The sequence below is a fragment of the Ktedonobacter robiniae genome, from assembly GCF_016587375.1.
GTDB lineage: Bacteria > Chloroflexota > Ktedonobacteria > Ktedonobacterales > Ktedonobacteraceae > Ktedonobacter > Ktedonobacter robiniae.
Map to the genome: position 1 here is coordinate 14662 of NZ_BNJG01000003.1, position 18412 is coordinate 33073.

An 18412-nucleotide genomic window follows, 5' to 3' on the forward strand; every position below is an offset into this window, starting at 1 on the left:
CAGCCGTCCGGCTGCCGGCAGGTCCCCGCCCGACGCCGGCCGTCCGGCGAGCACCGCGTCAGCGGCGCCTTGATCCCGTAGAGCCGGATTCCGCAACGCAGAGGTACGTGCCGTTGCCTTGTGCCAGGTGATGCGCGACACCCGCGCCAGGTGACGAGACGTTATCGCGCAGGACGATGACGTCGCCGTCGAGCTGGTCCTCACCGCCGAAGTGCAGAAGCGACGCGTGCGCAAGCGCGACCTCGGTGCGGTACGCACCAACGAGGACGCCTCGGATCGACCGCCCGTCCCGCGTATGTACGACGACGGTGTCGGCCGTGACGGACTTGAGCCAGCTCACACGCCCAGATTCGGGTGCAGGTCACGATGTCCCGTGTAGGCGCGAAGACGACGACCTACCAGACGAGTCCATCTAGATGGTTATGGCCGGAAAGCAGGCGAGCGATGCGGTCCTGCGCGGCTTCGCGTATGTCAGGCAGGGGGTGGTGTGCGTATAGCGCGAGCTCCCCCTGCATGTCATAGAAGAGCAACCGCTCGCGCAGATGCTCGCGCTCGAACAGCTCCGGATACGCGCCGTGCAGCCATCCGGGGACCTCTGTGAGTGTGGTCTCGTCGAGCCCTCGTTCGTCGGGTACGGGTGGGTATTCTCGCGCCTTCGCGCACCAGCGCAGGATGGTATCGAGCTCGACATCCGCTGGCTGAGCCAACGCCTCCGCGAAGTCGATAAGACCGGTGACGCGTCCTTGGTCGACGATCACGTTGGATCCATGTAAATCACCATGGACGAGGACGGGTTCGTCGGCGGCGAACAACGCCAGCCGCTCCTGGATCCAATCGGCGACGTCCGCGAGCAGGCGCGAGTCATGACCGGGCAGTCGCCGGGCAGCCTCGACCTGCTGGAGCGCCGCACTCACTACGGGTGGGTGGTACGCAGCCCGCGGCTTGCCGGCGAGCGCGTCGGCCAGCCAGGGCGGCAGCAGGTCGGCCGTGACAGGAACGCGGTGAAGTGCGCGCAACGCAAAGCCGAGGCTTTCGATCATTGCTTGGCGCGTGTGCGAGTCCGCCGCCGGCCATACGTCGTACATGGTTCGGCCGGGCACGCGTTCGGAGACACACCACGGCCCGTCCGGGCCGTCGCCGTGGGCGAGGTGCCGGGCGTGTGGGACCTCGCTGCCGGCGAGCAGGTTGACGACTGTAGCCTCGTGGCGAAACGAGTCGCGGAACTGTCCGTTGCTCAGTCGTACGACGTATTCGTCGCCGACCCACACGCGGCTAACCCAGCCGGCCTTTGAAAGAAAGCGCCCGGTTGCTGGCAGACCAGCGGCCGCCAGCGTCCTCAGCAGCGCCGGATCGGTAGCCGGCTCGACGACTACCGGTGCTTGCTCGTTCATGCGTTTTTCTCCCTTCTAACTCGCCCTGGCCGATTGTCGGCCAGGGCCATTATATCATGACAAGTACGCTATCGCGATCAGCTTTCGGTGCTTGATCGCTCCAGCAGCCAGGACGGAGGCCGACCGCCTTGCTTTTTGTGGTACTCTCGCCAGTGGCAGCGAGCACACACGACCGCCAGGATTTCAGGCTCATAGCTCAGGTGATGCGCCTGGAGCCATACAAAGACATCACGCTCTAAAAATTCGCTATACCGTTTGGAACCATGCACCGCGCCGCACTTCGTACACTTCCAGTTCGCCGCCTCTTTGGAGGCCCGTGACTGTAAATTGTTTCATTCAATGCAGGAAAACCTTTACAATTATCTGACGTAATGGCGGTATTGCTGTTCTCTTTCAGTAACTCCGCAAAGAGCTTTGCAGGCCGCTTCAAAGATTTTCACTTGGGAAAGATGTACCGGGATGTACGTCAGATAATTATCAAAAACTGCGTCATCGAATTATCATCTTTACACCGAATGTGCTCCTAATTTACAAAATGGTGATGGGCGAATCCAGGTGAGAAGCTCTTCCTCCTGGTGTCAAAATGCTTCTGCTCGCTCTTCTGGGCAAAAGCTTGTTCTCTTGGGCAAGAGCTGCTCACTCTTCGGGTCATTTACTAATTGCGTCAATGTGGCGAGAAAATGCGGCAACACCTTGCTTTTGAAGGAGTCCGTTACTTGCCATCTGGGCTGCACCGCTGCTATGCTACAGGAAGATCCATTGTCCACTCTTACTCAAGGAGGTAATGATGCCCGCTTTGTCAACCGTGACCCTCTTTCTCTTGGCGGCGTTGGGATTGCTCCTCATTCCTGGCCCCTCTGTCTTGTATATTCTTACTCGCAGTGCAGCTCAAGGGAGGCGAGCAGGACTGGCCTCAGTTGGAGGGATTGAGCTTGCGAGCCTCGCGCATGCAGTTGCAGCGACGCTTGGCCTCTCAGCTCTGCTGCTGACCTCAGCCCTCGCCTTTAGTCTCGTGAAATACCTGGGTGCTGGCTATCTGATCTATCTTGGTGTGCGTACCCTGCTCTCACGGCAGGAGCATGCTCAGGCACCAGTACCCGCTCCCAAAAGCGTCTCTCGGTTGTTTGCCCAGGGATTCCTGGTGCAATTGCTCAATCCCAAGACGGCCCTCTTCTTTTACGCATTCTTACCCCAGTTTGTCGATCCTACCAGAGGGGCAGTGACCGAGCAGATTCTCATTTTTGGGGCGCTGTTTGTGCTGCTGGCATTCTGTACGGATTGTCTCTACGCTCTCCTGGGATCGACCGTGGGGAAGTTGCTTACTAGAAATGTGCGCTTCCGACAAGTCCAACGGTATGTGACAGGAGGCGTGTATATCGCGCTTGGTGTGACCGCAGCAGTCACAGGCGAGACGAAAAAGTAAGCAGAGAGAAACCGAAACTTTCTCGATGACATCGAGGAGCCTTCCCGGCGATGGCGCAGGCTCCTCGGCAGAGTGCTCAAGTATTCAAAGGGGAACTTTCCCGCTGGAAATGATGAAGTTCCTCTTTGAATAGATGATCGAAATTTGACACATATCCTCGCCATTTCCCTCTTCTGACGCATATCTCGGATCTTGATTAGATTTGATGCATAATGCTTGTTTGCTGAGAGTAAAGATATTAAAGGGGGACATATATGAAAAATCTGTTTTCACTCATCTTGCAGGGGAAGGAGTAGGCTGATCGAGCACTACTCCTTTTCTTGACCCTTTAACAGAGATGTGAAATGTCATTGATGCTGAGGATTTCTACTTCCATACGAGGATAGAGTGGGAGATACGCTATCTGTTTTTCCTCGGGACGAAGCGAACATGATTGATTGCACCATACATAACGTCAAACCAGCTTGGGGTGAGTGGCGAGATCTGGAGCAAAACATGGAAGAGATAGGTGAGCATTCCTCCGTGAGTTACGACAACGATGGTATCATCGGGCTTGAAACATTGGCGCAACAGGTTGATGATCTGTCGGCAACGCTCAAACATGCTTTCTTGCGTATCACCGCCATGGTCCCAACCATCAGGTGTAATTGTAGCGGGCAGGACTGCAAGTGGAAAGCGTTGGAGTAATTCCAGGCTTCCATATCCTTTGTATGAACCATCAAGGCCTTCACGAAGCTCCGTCCATACCTCAACCGGACAATTTCCGAGATGGTGGGCGATAATACTGGCAGTCCCTAATGCTCGCAAGAGTGGGCTACTCAAAAGTGCTGTGATGGGTACACTTGCCAGCCGCCCAATTTGCTGTGCCTGCCATTCTGTTGATTGTCGAATAAATAAAACGGTTCATACACAGCTTTGGTGAAACTATGCTCCCTTGTTTTTGATGCATTGAGAAAGGATGATATATTCTCCAAGAGAAAGGAGTTTCTAGTGTTCATGAGGAGTTGATGATGGAGGGATTTGCTTGTTTGCCTCTTCCCCCAGGATTGCGCATCGTCGAAATCTGCCAGCAGGAAACCGGCTTGCTCATCACAGTGTTCTCGGAACGAACCATGGCTTCCTGCCCGCTTTGCTCTCAGGAGTCAGATGCGCTACATAGCCACTACCAGCGGCGGCTCAAGGATGTTCCCAGCGGAGGGCAGACTGTCTCTATCCTGCTTACGGTCCACAAGTTTTTCTGCCACAATACTCAATGCCAGCGCAAAATCTTTACCGAACGTCTCCCAATGTTTGTTGAACCCTGGGCACAAATGACGCTTCGTCTTGTTGACGCTCTTCAGGCAATTGGGTTAGCGAGTTCAGGGAGCTTGGGAACACGATTGGCAGCACGGCTTGGGATGAAAACCTCTTGGATGACCATTCTCCGGCGAATCATGGATATCCCTTCTCCCGAGGTTCCCTCTGTGACGGCTTTGGGCATCGACGATTTCTCTTTCAAGCGGGGCCGCAATTTTGGGACGATCCTGGTGAATCTGAGCAACCACAAGGTGATTGATCTGCTGCCTGAGCGCAACGTTGAGAGTGCCGCCGCCTGGATGCAACGTCATCCAGAAATTGAGTATGTGAGCCGAGATCGCGGTAACGATTACACGCAGGCAACACGCGCAGACGCACCTCAGGCAACCGCTGTTGCTGACCGGTTTCATGTCTTAAAAAATCTCATTGAATCTATCGAGCCTGTGGTCGCGAGTTGTTACAAAGAACTGAGAAGAGCGCAGGAGCCGCTTCCAGCACCTCCGGTTTCTCACGCGAAAGAGTGGCGCCAGGCGAGCGCCCCTCAGCATGAACATCAACGGATGACACGGCTTGCCACGAATCAAGGGCGATACGCAGAGATGCTTGAATTACAGAAGCGGGGAGTCAAAACTAGCGAGATTGCCCAACGACTCGGAGTCACCACGCGTACCATCCAAAACTGGATCAAGCGAGGGGGGTGTCCGGGGAGCCAACGTCGGCAGCACCGCAAAAGCATTTTTGACCCGTATGCACCTTACGTCTTCTCACGGTGGAACAAAGGCTGTCGAGATGTGAGTCTCTTGCATCAGGAAATTCAAGCCCAAGGTTTTTCTGGGAGCATCCGTGTCGTCTACCGCTTCATACAAACGCTCCGTCACCAAGGAACGGTCGAACTCCCAGTCCACCCTATTCTGAACCGTATTTCTGTTCGAGAAGCGCTCTGGCTCATTGCTCACCCATCTGACGAGTTGAATGAAGCGGAACTGGTTGATCTGAAGATGCTTTGTGAGGCAAGTGCCCGCCTTTCGACCTTGCATAGCCTCATTCAAGCATTTGAGAGGATTGTCCGCAAACGCGAAGGTCATCAACTAGAGCATTGGAAACAGCAGGTTGCCGAGAGCGGAATCGCAGAAGTACAGCGTTTTGTCAAAGGACTTGAACGGGACAAAGAAGCAGTTCTTGCTGGGTTAACGTTGGTTTATTCCAACGGTCAGTAGAAGGATTTGTGAATAAACTTAAGCTGATTAAACGTATGGGTTATGGGAAAGCCAGCTTCCCGCTCCTGCGTCAACGTGTTCTACATGCCCTGCAGCGCCTTCACATCTCTCTGTCTAGCAAGAAAAAATAGATACTATTTTACTCAAGCTGTGTAAGAACTGGAACGTTCTTCAAGTAGAAGAACATTTCTCTATCTGCTATTCTATTGCCCGTTTCTCAATTTTGATACTCTCCCAAAGAATATGTTGACGGCAGCGAAAAATAGCGTTAGAAAAGGAACTAGAGCTAAGATAATAATACGGGCAAAATTTAGATTGCCACTAGGTATAGAGTAAGTATAAGACCATGCTAATATCAAGCAAAACAGCGTGCTTATCCATAATATAAGTGAAGCAAGAGCGAGAAGTATTCTTTGAATTTTTGGACTTTTATGAATGATGAGCCTCTCTCCTTGAAAAGTGGATAATGAGTGGTCTCGCAGGGAACCTTCATAAGGAGAATTAATGGAATGAGATCTCTCAAATTGAAAATCTTCATACGATTGTTCTGGCATAGAATAGCATCCTTTCCTCTTTTAGGCTGTGCTGGAATTGTAGTGGCTATTACAAGTAATTCTTTAGTTTATCATACCTATGTTAGGTGTGGTGTAAAAATTATTTAGAGGAGAGATGAAGCAGCAGATGCCATATGACCATTGAGATAGTTTACTCTTTGCTCTCAACAGAAGAGGAGAAATCAAGTGGACAGTATTTCACCAAAGCTGTGTATGAACCAAGTTATTCGACAATTAACACATTCTCCCAGAGAGGTGAGAACATCATCAGTTGAAGTGGTGCCACATTCTCCATGGCGAATGAGGATGAGATCCATAAACCCTTTCTCAAAAGAAATATGTGTTGAAAAATAAAAAAAGCTTCAAAAGAAATATATCTCAGTTGCCTGCTGAAAACAGTATGGCTCGTTACAGACGTATGAAGCGTTTTCTGTTATACTACTATAGCGGGAAGAGCAATATGTTCTCTTTCCTGCTATAGAGCATGAAGCACACGTTGACGAAGCAAAGCAAATCCTGCTCTGCCATACATAGTTCGCTTGATCAGTTTGAGTTTCGTCACATGCCCTTCCACCATCCCGTTGTTGATGGACCAGGTCAAACCCGCTCTCACTGCATCTTTGTCCTTTTCTATCCCAGCAGCAAAGGACTGAAGTTCTGGAAGTCCACTCTCTACCACCCTAGCAAGCCACGTTTCTAACCGTTGTCCTTCTCTTGTATGGACCATTGACAAAAACGCTTGGAGAAGGTTATATGCCTTTTTGAGAGCAGTACTGGCCTGGCAGTAGGCGGCCAAATCCTCTCGCTCGCTCTCATCCAGCTTCTTGGGGTCACGTACAAACAGCCACATTGCAGTCTTCACTGAATATTTCTGGATACGCCTGGGGTGACCACGTTCTAAGTACATCACTGTCACCACCGCTACCAGTTGCAGAAAGACAAAAGGCCCAGCAATGAGGAGATCTGTCGTAATATCAGGAGTAAACACGTTGGTCGTGAGAAAAATAGCGATGGCAATCACTCCAAGCACAATAGAGAACACGGCGGGACCAATTCCCCAGATCATGGCCACCATGACGGAAGCCAGGCCAAAGGGGCGCCGACAAACAGTGGAGCATTGGGAAAGTATTGGTCAATCTTTTCGATTACTACCAGCGCACCAATGAGGAAAACGCAAGCAAAATATCCAAAGATAGGCGATTGAATCCAAGGGAGGCGCGCCAGGACACGCCGATGAATTTTACCCCGGCGTTGAGAAGGGACTCTTGTGGAGCATGACCATTGCTTGTTGTTTGCATAAAAGGCATCTCAAACGCTTTCTCCTCTTTTCGCCTCGTGTAGAAAGGTTGACCAGGGAGTGAAATACGTTCACTCCCTAGTATATGCTTTGGAAAAAAGAGAGGCATTTTGTCTCTGGTGAAGAGTGCTCGTGGGCTTCGCTTTTATCTTTCCCATCCATACTAATCATGGACTTTCCTCGGCTTCAATGTACTAGGGGCGTGCAGACCCAGGCCATGGGATCATCCCTTCCAGGACACGCATCGCCTTGTTCTTGTTTTTGGCAAACACCTGGACCCGTGGGAGGAGCTTGGCCGCTTGTGCAAAAGCTGTCACTGCTTCACGATAGTTGCCAGTCATCAGAAGAAGACCTATGCCTTTGAGAACGTACACACTCATGAGCGTGTCTGGCCCATGCTCCAAAGCCTGGTTATAGGCGGCCAGCGCCTGGTCGTATGCGCCTTCTAACGCGCATACGACTCCGTCGAGCATACCAGTATACGGGCTATCGGGAGCAAGCCCACGTAGTTCTTCGTGAAAACACTCACCAGCGCTACGCCCAAACCGTTGGTAATTTTGCAGTGCCTGGGTAAACAACCGTTCCAGGTATGCGTGGTCTGATTGAGTCGTACCTGTCATCATCCTCGTCCAGATTGTATTTACACAAAACAATCCTCATTCCTGTTCATCACACTCCATAACATCTTATGCATGTCATACATCTCTAAGTGAGTTCGGTAGCATTTTTACGATCTAGCCAACGTCACTGTTCATCCGACTATTTTCGTCCTTTCAATCCTATAAATCACAATTCTCCTCCTCCCATTCTCATGGTAGCAGCCACTCTTTGCTCACGCCCTGAAGAATATTTCACAGCTCGTCTATGAGTATTGCATAAATGCAGCTATATAAATCAGCTTCGGCAACTACTCCAAGAGCTATACTTTGAAAAAGCATCACACGTTTTCGTGTCTATCGCGCGAAAGAGAGCCCGGGAAAGCCAGGCTGACCACGCTCTCCACCTTGGCGTTTTCTCATGAAAGGATGCGCTACCTATGCGCCGGGCAACCACAGGAACACTAGCACTCGCTGTACGTGGAAGTCATCGATCTCGCACCAGGTCGCGGGCCCCTGGAGACGCGAGCCTGGATCTTATGAAGCAACACATCCCAAAGCAGCCTGTAAGCTTGATCAACTCGTTCTCGTCTCCTGATGACAGTGCTGAAGTGGCCTGCCCAATGCGCGCAGGGGAACGCCGTGTGCCCAGATACCATGGCTTTGGCGAATCCCTCTCAAGAGCGCTGTGTTTTTTGCAGGTTTGCACGTCTCTTGCAAGAGATGATGGTTTTTAGCAAAGAAAGCGTAAGGTGCAACATAGCAGATCCGGAACAACTTGCACGGCTCAAGCGCAGCGTGCTCGAATGCAATGCCTGGTGGTCTCCTGACGTCGCTATCGACTTGCGTGAGGCGTGCCTTTTTGGCGCCTCGCTGAGGGGGTCAACCTCTATCGAGTCGATCTTGGGGGTGCAAATCTAGGGGAAGCCGATCTCAGTGGAGCCGATCTCTATCAGACCAATCTGAACAATGCTGATCTTGGAAGGCCCATCTCAATGGAGCTGAGATCAGCGACACAGAGCTGGCAAACGCTGATCTGCATGAGGCAGAGCTGCGAGGAGCCAATCTCTGCGGCGTCATGTTGCGTCATGCCAATCTCACGGAAGCCGATCTGCGGGGAGCCAATCTGACGTGGGTTGATTCACAGAGAGCCTGTCTGCGGGGCGCCAGGCTCACAGGGGCTCATCTCACGAAAGCCTACCTTAAGGGCGTGGATCTCACGGGGCCGATCTCGAGGGCACGAATCTCATTCACGCCTATCTTGACGGCATGGATCTCACGGGGGCGCGAGGGATTGCTTTGGCTCCTCCTCCCTTGTCCTCCTTCCTCATCTCCTCACCCATCCATTGGCGCAGCCTGGTTGTGGAAGCTGAAGAGCATCTCTTACTCGGGGTCGCGACTCGCTCACAGGTGTGCGAGGGGTTGGCTGCCCTTGAGATGCAGTGGCGTCACTACCATGCCCATCCCTCAGCACACAGCGCCCTCGCCTCCTCGTCTCCTCCCCCTTCCACGATGGGGAAAATTCATTCTTTGGCAACCTGGCTGAAGCGACGGATGAGGGCGCACGCCTCCCCACAGGCGTTGCCAACCACAGCAGCGCACGCTTCCACCCCACCACCACAGATTGTCGCGATCACGCTGACCTTTCGCCAGGCCAGCCCAAAAAAGTTCACCTCCAGGCGCATCGACAATCCTCCCGCCCTCAAAAATATGCTCGTCCTCTTGAACACTTCCAAAAACTGGGAGAACCTGGTGCGCGTTATGTTCGAAAAACGCAATGGCCAACACCTGCTCATCCACGTCGTTCCAAACGCGCACTCTCCTGCCGCTTGCAATGTCATCCTGGGGTTTGCAGGAATACATACCTCATGCTCCTAGCAGATAGGAACGCCGGTTTCTCATAGCGCCGATGAGGGACCTCTTCGTGTTGCTCGACGCATACCTGCGAGATTGTCTCGAAGAATGGTGTGCTTCTGGCGGTCAGCTTCCCACACGCTCTATCGTGCTACTCGATGACTGTGCCCGAAGCATCACCAGACGCTTCCGACTCCTGGATGGCGAAGGGCAGTATTACTTTGGGCAATTCAGGCGACTGGCGCGGCGGGTCTGGCGCGGCGTCGATATGGAGCAGGCATATGAGAGGATGATGAGTTACCCCTCTTTTTTCACCTTATCCAGCCAGGCGCGCATATCTGGCTCGTGCTCCTCGTGAAAATGAGCGAAGAACGTGCTGCCGCTGACCTGCTCTTCTTCCAGCCCGAGGATGCGCCGCAGATCCTGGAGCTCATCCTCAGAAAAGGCATCGAGGGTATCTACCAGTTGCTGGAAGACTTCCCGCGAATCGCTGAGGACATCTGCCAAAGGACGATTGCGATTGGCTTCGTAAATCCAGGCATTGATTTCATCGTCTTCCCGCAGTTCTGGCGGCCAAGGCGGTGAAAAGTCTGGTTCATGATTCAGAAACGCCTGGAAGCGCCGAACCGACCGGCGGCGCCAGCCAGTTAAGTGAGCTACGATATCCTTGATCGACCAGCCACCGGCGACCTCTGGCTGCGTCATATGAGCTTCCCCAATCTCGTCGAGCAAGGCTTCCCAGGCCGTCTGTTCCTTGCGCAATTCAGTGAGGAGTTGCGTTTTGCTGAGAGAAATTCCCATGCTGCTTTCCTTTCATTCGGGACCGTGTGTGCCCATTTCCTCACAGATTAGCACAACAAGCGGGAAAATGCCCCCTTTTTCAGCAGAATCCCCACGCGTGACGACTCCTCAATGAAGCCCCCCGAGAGAGGCGAACCATCCCCAGAGGGAAAAAGAGGCTTCCTCTCTGCCCCAGAGAGGCATTGAGCATTCTGGCCTGTGCCTGTGTTCAGTGGAACCTCACAAGAGGGCTTCTTTTTAAGGCGTACAAGCAGGCAAAAAATGCCTATTCCCCCCTTTATAGTGAAGCATGAGTGAGGAGCAGCAAGGCCCTTTGCGCCGTTTGCGTTATTGGCCCCTTCGTACTCAAGGGCCGACTTTAACTTTTTCCAGTTTTGCATATGCCAGGTTTAGCGTCTTCGGTTTTGTCCCATCTCCAAATTGAACAGTAACCATGTCAGGCTCCGTGCTGGGGATCACGATGCCATTCCCGTATTTAGGATGATGTACGATATCTCCTGGCAAAACATGCTACTGAGAATTGCCTTTCATCCATTTGTAGGTTCATGAATATCGCGTAAGGCTTGCCAGACATCATCAAGGTATTGTCAACTTATTGATCAGAGCAAAACATTTTTCTGAAAAAGGGCCCATGAAGAGAAAAAGAAGTGCAAGGTAAGGGGAATTGCGTTCGCTACGCAGCTTGCTGCATGCTGGTGATGTCGTTCCATGTCTGAAATCGCTCCCGCATGAGCGCACGAGATGCTGACGCATTAAGCCGATGTCGTCATGGTCGAAAGTGGTCTGAGATGGGTCCAAAGGCAGAGAGAAAGCGTTGAGCATGACCAGGGGATTTGAAGCGGCGCATGCTGCGTTCTCGTTGTCGTGTCGGTTGATGGGAATTCTCAGCTCGATTGTTGAGACCTTTGTGCTGCCGGTGCTCGCGACTTTCCATGATCTCCTTCTTGGCTGCAGAGTAACTGGCCAGTTTGTCGGTAATGATCACACGTGGCACATATTGAAGACCTTTGAGCAGTTTGCGAAAGAACTTCTTGGCAGCTTTTTTATTTCTCTTGCTTTGAACCAGGATATCAAGCACGTTGCCATATTGATCGACCGCTCGCCAAAGATAGCTTCGCTTCCCATTGATGGTCAGAAACACCTCATCAAGATGCCACTTGTCTCCAGTGTGGCTACGTCGATGTTTGAGCTCATTGGCGTAGGTCTGGCCAAAGTTGAGGCACCACTGCCTGATTGTTTCATACGTCAGAATGACACTGCGTTCAGCCATGATCTCCTCAACATCACGAAAACTGAGAGAAAAGCGGAAATACAACCAGACGCAATGTCCGATGATTTCAGATGCGAAACGATACCCTTTATACAGAGAAGGTCTTGTGTTATTCATTCCACCAGTATGTCAAAGATTGTAGCTTCTTCGCAAGTTGACAATACCTTACTTTGCAAGCAGGAGGCTGATGATCATTTCTTAAAAAAACAACTGACGCGGTTCTCCTCGCCTGCAGAAAGGAAAAGGCAAGCGGTAGCACTCTTAACCCAGAGAAGCCATGCAATTGAGTACATGGCTTCTCTGAGCAGCTTTGCTTGTCTGGTTGATTCTCAATTGGTTCTCTCAATTGAAATGCATAAAGACCATGCAGGAAATGATCAGCACAAAGCCCAGTGACTCCCAGGAGCGAATAATTTTTAGACGGGAGACTGCTCGTGTGTTAACCTGCCCCTCCTCATCCCACAGCTCCCCAATCATCTTGCGGCGGGTCTCCGAGACGACAGCCAGCGCTATGGTGAGTAACAGGGCAACCATCCAAGCAAGGCCATAGGGCTCTATGAGCCGCTCCCAAGACTGGATACGTCCGAAGAATGTCCCCAAGAGGATGCCAACCAGAATCAACGTCGCTCCCGCAATAGCGCCAACCCGGTTAATCATGGCTGGCACACTGATGGAAAGCCTACGCCCCTCGTCGGCAGAGCCTTTGACTAACAGAGGATAGACGATATACAAAAGCGAAATCTTATCACCAAGCCAGATTATACCAGCAAATATATGTACATATCTCAATATCGCAAGAATCAGAATGATATCCATAAGATCTTCCTTTGCTATTACAACACACAACTCATGCTAACGGCCTGTCAGTGTTTTTCTGGCGGAAAAGTATGATGTGCCATATAACTACGTATGAGCTTTTGATAAATCGGCTCTAGAGGCCCTTGCATACTTCTTAAAGATGTTCATTTCGTGGCATTGAACCTGAAGCCTCGTGAGATGCTCGACATCTGACAAAGCCTGCTGGCAGGGAGAAAATTTAGGTTTTTAAGGCATAGAAGAAGAAAACTGGCAAGCTCAGTCTCAGTTATATGGTGCATTATAGTTCCGTCGTGACTAGCGAATCCTGACAGAGGCCAGGATTTTCTCGCGAGCGGGTTTGTGAGGGAATGACAGCCTCACGGGATGGACTACCGGCAGATGAACCCTGCGCTCCCCATCCTCTACTCCCTCCGACCCGAAGGCATCAGGAGCTGCTTTTCTGATGATGTTATAGGACCCGTTGCAATCGGCGTGAATGAGTTGGCCATTGGATGCCCGATAGAGCCTCCGTGTGATCCGTTTGCCGCTGAAAACAGGCGCATGCTCCTGGCTTTGCTGGTAGATCGGCAAAGGATCGCGATCCAGGAAACTGGCCTTGCTGGTGTAGCTTTCTTCGGTGAGGATCACCTGGATGCCTTTTTGCTCAGCTTTGTAGGTGAGCATCTGGATGAACTGGGCATGAGGCACCTGAACAAAGTTCTGATTTGTCCGTTTCCCCAGGTTGATCTCCTGTTTCCAGCCCACGTTGCGACCAATCACGAGCGTTCCGATCCCCTCAGCCACCAGCACATCAATCACAAAACGCGAGATGGTGTGCAGATCATGCTCAATCCGCCGATTGCGCCAGAGAGTCAAGCGCTCCATGCGCCGCGTGTTTCCAGGACGACCAAGAGCTTGTTGGAGTTCTGCTCGCCGCTTGTTGTAGAACTGATTCGTACTTTTCAGACCGCGCCCGTTAACGACGACCGGGACAAAACCCGGTTTATTTGAAGTTAGTGCGATCAGATTTTCCAGACCAGGATCGATGCCAGCGATGAGCGCGGGATCGACGGCGGAGCGGCTCGGCTCCTGTTCATAAATGATCTCAACGACGACAAAACCGTGTTTGGGAACCACACGGACCTGAGTGATCGCCTTGGGATCTTGTTGGGTTTTGATCTGAATGCCCAGTCCCGAAGGCTGAATGAGGTGTCGTCCAAGGGTCCGTTTGCTGCGGCTTACGGCCTGCATCGTGTAGATGAGTACGTTGCGGCCTGTCGTTTTGTGCTTGTATTTGGGGAATTGGGGGCGTCGGCGAAATTTTGAGGGATCGCGCTTGTAGGCATCGAGCGCTTCAAAGAAGGATTTCCAGTTGCGTTCGAGCAGCAGCAATACCTGTTGGGCCACTTTCGCAGGCAGTGCTTTGTACGCTTCATGCGACTGCATCCGCCGATCCATTTCATTGTAGTTGAGGTGTTTTCCCTCAAAGATGAAGGCCTGACGGATCTCATACAGCGCCGTATTGTAGAGATTTTTGGAAGCAAAACAGGCCGCGTCAAGCGTGGCATAGCGTGGATCACTCCGAAGAATGATGTGCTTTTCAACCAGGTGCACGGTCGGCCTCCAATTCCTGCACAAGACGCTCTGTTTTGCGTTTGGCACGCCGTTGCCCATAGAGCCGGGCGCAGAACGAGTACACGATGCTGGTGAGGTCTGAGAGCAGGTCTTCTGTGCCATTGTCGGCCTGATTGACGACCTCGATCTCACGCCCATAGGTTTGAAGCAGGGTCTCGATGTAACGGAACCCGAAGCGGGTCCCCCGGTCCTTGTGTTCAATGACGATACGGCCCACACTTGGATCGGCCAAGAGAGCCAGAAACTTCGGCCGATTGTCATTGACGCCAGAGCCAATTTCCTTGACAACTTTGCCCACTTGATAGCCACGGGCAGCGCAGTAGGCAACCAACCGCTCAGCTTGACTGTCCAGGTTGGTCTTGTTTTCTGCGGAAGACACCCGCGTGTAGACCACGGTTTGAGGCTTCGATGAGGGGACTGACACCCTGGTTGGCTCGTCGATGAGAATCGTGTGAGCCCCTACGCGCCGCCCCTGGATTTTCCCGTCCCGGAACCAACGCCAGGCTGTCTCATAGCGGACCCCTTGTTGTTTCGCGTAATCACTGAGTTTCATGCTCAAATCATACTATGCTACTCAATGATTGTCAAGAATTCGCTATACTTTCAAAGATCGGTTTCAATACTTTTCCATCAGAAAAACACTGACAGGCTAGATCTCCCCCGTCATGAGCACCGTCCGGCCCATGCGCATCCTGTGATTGCCATTCCTTTCGGCGCGCGACGTGTCGGTCGGCGCCTGAGCTTCCGCCTCAACTCGCCTGGGGTGCCGAACCCGCAAGCGGTGTGGTATCAAGGTATCTGACCTCGTAGACGCGCTCGGCGAATTTCCAGCCGTCCTCGGTGCGCCGGTAGCAGTCGTGATACACGGCGTAGTTCAGCTCGCACCTGCCGTTGCGCCCGTGCATGAGCTCTGAAACGTAGGCACGGCCGACCGCGGTGTCGCCCGCAAGCTGGATCGTGCCCGGGTGCGTGGTTTGCACGAAGTAGTCCCACAACCCTTGCTGCCGCTCGGCCCCGGCGCGGATCTCTTTCCGGCTGACGGCCTGGGCGTTGATGTGGGGGACCCGCACCACGCCGTCCTCTGTGAACAGCGACGCGAGGCGGTTGTAGTCGCGCATCATCACCGCATCGGTGAACTCGCCGCGCAGCGCCTCAATCTCGAAGCGATCAACAATGCTCTCTAGGTTGCTCATCGGTTTCCTCCTTCGTCTGGGTGGATTACTCGTCATAACACCGAGGTGTCACGCGCACACCATCCTGGTTCGCGTTCTTCTCGGACAAGATATACATCATGCGCCCAACCATCACCAGTTCACACCCGGTTCTTTCGGCGAGCCTGCGAAATGGACAAGCACGTTGCCCTACAGGACCCCAGGAGTGGGAATTCCACCAACGATGATGCCAGTGTCGTCACCATTGCGGGCAGGAATGTGCCGCAATTTCTCTGGGTTGACGATGATATCGATTTCCTGGACCTCTTTGTCGGTGCACACCAGTCCTATGGCAAAAGCCGCCTCTCCCTTCTCAAGGGCACGTTGATGCCACGCACCCGGCTTTTTGCTGTTCTCCTTCCTTTCTCGTTCCTGGCGTAGCTGTAGCTTTTTCTCTAGATCTTCCTCCAGGTAGCCAATCAGACCTGGTTGACCATTGATCAACGTCGGTCGGATCGCTACCTTGATCACATGGAACACGTTCTGCTGAATCCCAAGCAGATAGCGAGCCACGCGATCTGGCCCGTACAAAGGATGGCGTGCCGCGCGGACTTTGCCTCCGCCATCGGTGTGGAGCACGATCTCGTCTGAGAGCACCTGCAGCAGTCCTTCCATATCGCCGTTCATGCACGCCTGGAAAAACTGCGTAAAAACCTGCCGAGGTTTCGCATGAGGTGCAGGCGTGTGGGTGGGACGCGCAGGCAGATGCCGCCGCGCTCGGTGCAGAATCTGGCGGCAGTTTTCCGCGCTTTTTCCCACGATGGTTGCAATCTCTGCGTAATCGTAGTCGAACACCTGGCGCAGGAGAAAGACCGCCCGTTCGATGGGAGACAGGCGTTCCAGCAGCAGGAGAAACGCGAGAGAGAGCGATTCGTTGAGCTCCGAATGTTCGGACGGATCGGTGGTTTCGATCAACGGCTCGGGGAGCCAGAGGCCAAAGTACGTTTCACGCTGCGTTTGAGCGGAGCGCAGCCGATCAATACATCTGCGCGTCACCAGTGTGCAGAGATAGGCTTTGGGATTTTCTATCGTTTCTTTCTCTTCGGAGGCATACCACTGCAAGAAGGCTTCTTGCACACAATCTTCAGCATCCATCACGCTGCCTAACATATGGTATGCGATGGAAAAAAGTAACTGTTTATACTGCTGGAACACCGTTTCCAGCTGTGCGACTGATCTTTTCATCGTGAAGTATCTCTTGTGCTGGTATGCGCGCTCGCTGTCAGAAGCCGCGAGCGCGCATACCAGCACAAGAGACGTAGCCCCTTTCAGTTTATTCTACGACATCCGATAAGCTGACCAGGGATGCGCTCTGCCTGTCGCTGAACTGAGCCATTATCAGCCTGGCAGCACTCCTGGCACTGGCAAAGCAAGCGTCAGCCTTTTCCCCTTCTGAGCCGACCCAATCGCCGGCGACATACAGATTGGGAGGCCCTGGAACCTCTGGACCGGGACGCCCGGAGAGACCGCCAAGTCTCGCCTGGACAATGGCATTGGACGCAATCATATGCGGCAAGAAGGATTGCTCTACGACTTCAGCACGCCAGCCAGGCTGCAAGAGATCCATCAGCGCTTCCAGCTCTTGCCTGCTCGCCTCTTCACCGGGTCGCAGATATTTCATGAGATGGATCAGGGCGCTCCCCTCCGGCGCGAGGCGCGCTGAGGCGGAATGCACCGCATAGTAGAGCGGACGATCCATGCACAGGGCGGCAAGGTTCTCTGCTCTGGGGAGACGGCGCAAAGCAATATCCAGGCAGGCAACACGAGCCGGGACCGACTGCGCGGCCCAACGGAGAAGCGCCTCATGTGTCCCATCGGCGACCAGGGCAGAAGCTGTCTCTGGGTCAGTGGCAAGTAACACCGCGCTTGCTTCGTAGCATGAATCATCCGCCAGACGCACGCGATATCCTTCTCCAGCCACTTCAATCGCCTTGACCCTGGCCTCCGCGATGAGGCGTGCTCCCGCCTCCTGTGCTTTTTGTCGGAGACCATCCACCAGGGTTTGCCAGCCACCATCCAGATAAAGTACCTGCCTGGTCAGCAGAGAAAAAGTCAGACCGGCGGAGAGCAGATCAGGCGTATCGGTATAGGTCGAGATGCGTGCTCTTGCGAGAAGAAGCTGGCGGACCTGCAGATGCTGTACCTGCTCTTCGAGCCATTCCTGCAGGCTTTTCCCCTGGAGCTCCTCAAAGTTCAGGTGTTTGAGAAGACCAAACACGCGTGTCAATTCTGCTTCGGCGGCGGGTGTCAAGAAACCTGTCCCCAAGAGAGATCCTGCTCCGGCCGGCAAGGGATGGAGCTTCCCATCCGCAACTATGGAAGACCCGGAGGGCTGTGGTAGCGAACCGCTATAGGAGACGCCAAGTTCGCTCAGCACTTGTTCACCTGGTCCTTGCAGACGGAACGCATGTGCTCCCTGATTGAAAAAGAAACCATTCTGCTCGCGGGTTCTCGCACGTCCGCCAAGAGTACTGGCCTTCTCAAAAAGCATCACGGCATGACCGGCTCGCGCCAGATAGGCGGCGGCTGAGAGGCCCGAGAGACCGCCGCCAACAATGATCACCGGAGATTGAGTACGTGGATGTGTCGTCATCAATATATCCCTTGCTTGTTGTGTCTGTCTTACCTTGTGGCTAGACGCTTGTGCGCATTCGAACTGTATTGAGAGCGGCAGAGAACCATTGCTCCCATCCTCACGCGAGTTCTAATGTGCTCTCTCGCTTCACCCCCTTATACACGAGTCGAAACAGTCGATCTGTTTGTGACACGAGAACAATTATACAAGTTGAAGAAGGCGCTTCGCGTTGTTGAGGGAGGCCCGTATACGCGAAAAAAACTCTCACTATGAGTGGTTTTCACACGTATCCTGGGCCTCCCTCACGTCGAGATGCCGGATGCACAGGTTTTAATCGATGTTCTGACTCTTTGTCTGATAGGATTGGAGGCTATCGGTCAACGTCACTGCCGGAATTTGTAAACCATCCGGCCCTTAAGTGTTTTTTTTGACGAAAGGATACCTGGACTTTGCACATTTTAAGCTGAAGAACACACGATATCAGCGAAGCGAGA

15 protein-coding genes and 6 pseudogenes are annotated in these 18412 nt (G+C 53.0%); 6 read left to right on the forward strand and 15 right to left on the reverse strand.

Going from position 1 to position 18412, the window contains the following annotated elements:
* Window positions 1-395: 395 nt before the first annotated feature.
* Together JMJ04_RS32415 and JMJ04_RS32420 are read right to left on the reverse strand one after the other, a co-directional pair.
* Window positions 396-1391 (reverse strand): phosphotransferase family protein, encoded by a 996-nt coding sequence (locus JMJ04_RS32415; protein ID WP_201374561.1) that lies wholly within the window; start codon window positions 1389-1391, stop codon window positions 396-398.
* Between the two features lie 77 nt (window positions 1392-1468).
* Window positions 1469-1660 carry a hypothetical protein gene (locus JMJ04_RS32420; protein ID WP_201374562.1) on the reverse strand — a complete coding sequence of 64 codons (192 nt, stop codon included), beginning with the start codon at window positions 1658-1660 and terminating at the stop codon, window positions 1469-1471.
* A 515-nt stretch (window positions 1661-2175) separates the two neighbouring features.
* Here JMJ04_RS32420 and JMJ04_RS32425 point away from each other — a divergent pair.
* Window positions 2176-2814, forward strand: coding sequence for a LysE family translocator (locus tag JMJ04_RS32425; RefSeq protein ID WP_201374563.1), 639 nt, complete (start codon window positions 2176-2178; stop codon window positions 2812-2814).
* A 399-nt stretch (window positions 2815-3213) separates the two neighbouring features.
* On the opposite strand, the gene JMJ04_RS32430 is transcribed toward JMJ04_RS32425, so the two are convergent.
* The gene (locus tag JMJ04_RS32430; RefSeq protein ID WP_236038688.1) at window positions 3214-3636 is read right to left on the reverse strand and encodes a histidine phosphatase family protein; all 423 of its coding nucleotides are present in this window, start codon (window positions 3634-3636) and stop codon (window positions 3214-3216) included.
* Window positions 3637-3824: 188 nt separating this feature from the next.
* Between JMJ04_RS32430 and JMJ04_RS32435 the strand changes: the two are divergent.
* A pseudogene (locus JMJ04_RS32435) lies at window positions 3825-5458 on the forward strand (ISL3 family transposase).
* Between the two features lie 72 nt (window positions 5459-5530).
* Here the strand turns inward: JMJ04_RS32435 and JMJ04_RS32440 are convergent.
* The 4 genes and pseudogenes from JMJ04_RS32440 to JMJ04_RS32455 form a co-directional block, all read right to left on the reverse strand.
* Entirely contained in the window at window positions 5531-5881 is a 351-nt protein-coding gene (locus JMJ04_RS32440) for a hypothetical protein (RefSeq protein WP_201374565.1), read from the reverse strand.
* Window positions 5882-6356: 475 nt separating this feature from the next.
* Window positions 6357-6761, reverse strand: a pseudogene (locus JMJ04_RS32445) (transposase); the annotation flags it as partial.
* Window positions 6762-7029: 268 nt separating this feature from the next.
* A complete protein-coding gene (locus JMJ04_RS32450) occupies window positions 7030-7188 on the reverse strand; it encodes a hypothetical protein (RefSeq protein WP_201374566.1) in 159 nt (52 codons plus the stop codon).
* Window positions 7189-7372: 184 nt separating this feature from the next.
* Window positions 7373-7801, reverse strand: a complete 429-nt coding sequence (locus tag JMJ04_RS32455; protein WP_201374567.1) for a tetratricopeptide repeat protein — start codon at window positions 7799-7801, stop codon at window positions 7373-7375.
* A gap of 827 nt (window positions 7802-8628) precedes the next feature.
* On the opposite strand from JMJ04_RS32455, the pseudogene JMJ04_RS49075 reads away from it, so the two are divergent.
* The 4 genes and pseudogenes from JMJ04_RS49075 to JMJ04_RS47240 form a co-directional block, all read left to right on the forward strand.
* Window positions 8629-8742 (forward strand): annotated as a pseudogene (locus JMJ04_RS49075) (pentapeptide repeat-containing protein); the annotation flags it as partial.
* Between the two features lie 53 nt (window positions 8743-8795).
* Window positions 8796-8990: pseudogene (locus JMJ04_RS49080) on the forward strand (pentapeptide repeat-containing protein); the annotation flags it as partial.
* 11 nt (window positions 8991-9001) lie between these two features.
* A pseudogene (locus JMJ04_RS49085) lies at window positions 9002-9055 on the forward strand (hypothetical protein); the annotation flags it as partial.
* Between the two features lie 18 nt (window positions 9056-9073).
* Entirely contained in the window at window positions 9074-9652 is a 579-nt protein-coding gene (locus JMJ04_RS47240; protein ID WP_236038690.1) for a hypothetical protein, read from the forward strand.
* 273 nt (window positions 9653-9925) lie between these two features.
* On the opposite strand, the gene JMJ04_RS32475 is transcribed toward JMJ04_RS47240, so the two are convergent.
* The 8 genes and pseudogenes from JMJ04_RS32475 to JMJ04_RS32510 all read right to left on the reverse strand — a co-directional run bounded on the left by JMJ04_RS32475 (window position 9926) and on the right by JMJ04_RS32510 (window position 17936).
* On the reverse strand, window positions 9926-10429 hold the full coding sequence (locus JMJ04_RS32475) for a ClbS/DfsB family four-helix bundle protein (protein WP_201374571.1): 504 nt from the start codon (window positions 10427-10429) through the stop codon (window positions 9926-9928).
* A 673-nt stretch (window positions 10430-11102) separates the two neighbouring features.
* Window positions 11103-11816: pseudogene (locus JMJ04_RS32480) on the reverse strand (IS6 family transposase).
* 225 nt (window positions 11817-12041) lie between these two features.
* A complete protein-coding gene (locus tag JMJ04_RS32485; protein ID WP_201374572.1) occupies window positions 12042-12515 on the reverse strand; it encodes a hypothetical protein in 474 nt (157 codons plus the stop codon).
* Window positions 12516-12812: 297 nt separating this feature from the next.
* Window positions 12813-14111 (reverse strand): RNA-guided endonuclease InsQ/TnpB family protein, encoded by a 1299-nt coding sequence (locus tag JMJ04_RS32490; RefSeq protein ID WP_201369097.1) that lies wholly within the window; start codon window positions 14109-14111, stop codon window positions 12813-12815.
* On the reverse strand, window positions 14098-14685 hold the full coding sequence (locus JMJ04_RS32495; protein WP_201370004.1) for an IS607 family transposase: 588 nt from the start codon (window positions 14683-14685) through the stop codon (window positions 14098-14100). Before JMJ04_RS32495 ends, JMJ04_RS32490 begins: the two co-directional genes overlap by 14 nt.
* 196 nt (window positions 14686-14881) lie before the next feature.
* Window positions 14882-15325 carry a YybH family protein gene (locus JMJ04_RS32500; RefSeq protein WP_201374573.1) on the reverse strand — a complete coding sequence of 148 codons (444 nt, stop codon included), beginning with the start codon at window positions 15323-15325 and terminating at the stop codon, window positions 14882-14884.
* Window positions 15326-15493: 168 nt separating this feature from the next.
* Window positions 15494-16528, reverse strand: coding sequence for an RNA polymerase sigma-70 factor (locus JMJ04_RS32505; protein ID WP_201374574.1), 1035 nt, complete (start codon window positions 16526-16528; stop codon window positions 15494-15496).
* A gap of 88 nt (window positions 16529-16616) precedes the next feature.
* On the reverse strand, window positions 16617-17936 hold the full coding sequence (locus JMJ04_RS32510) for a phytoene desaturase family protein (RefSeq protein WP_201374575.1): 1320 nt from the start codon (window positions 17934-17936) through the stop codon (window positions 16617-16619).
* Window positions 17937-18412: the final 476 nt, after the last annotated feature.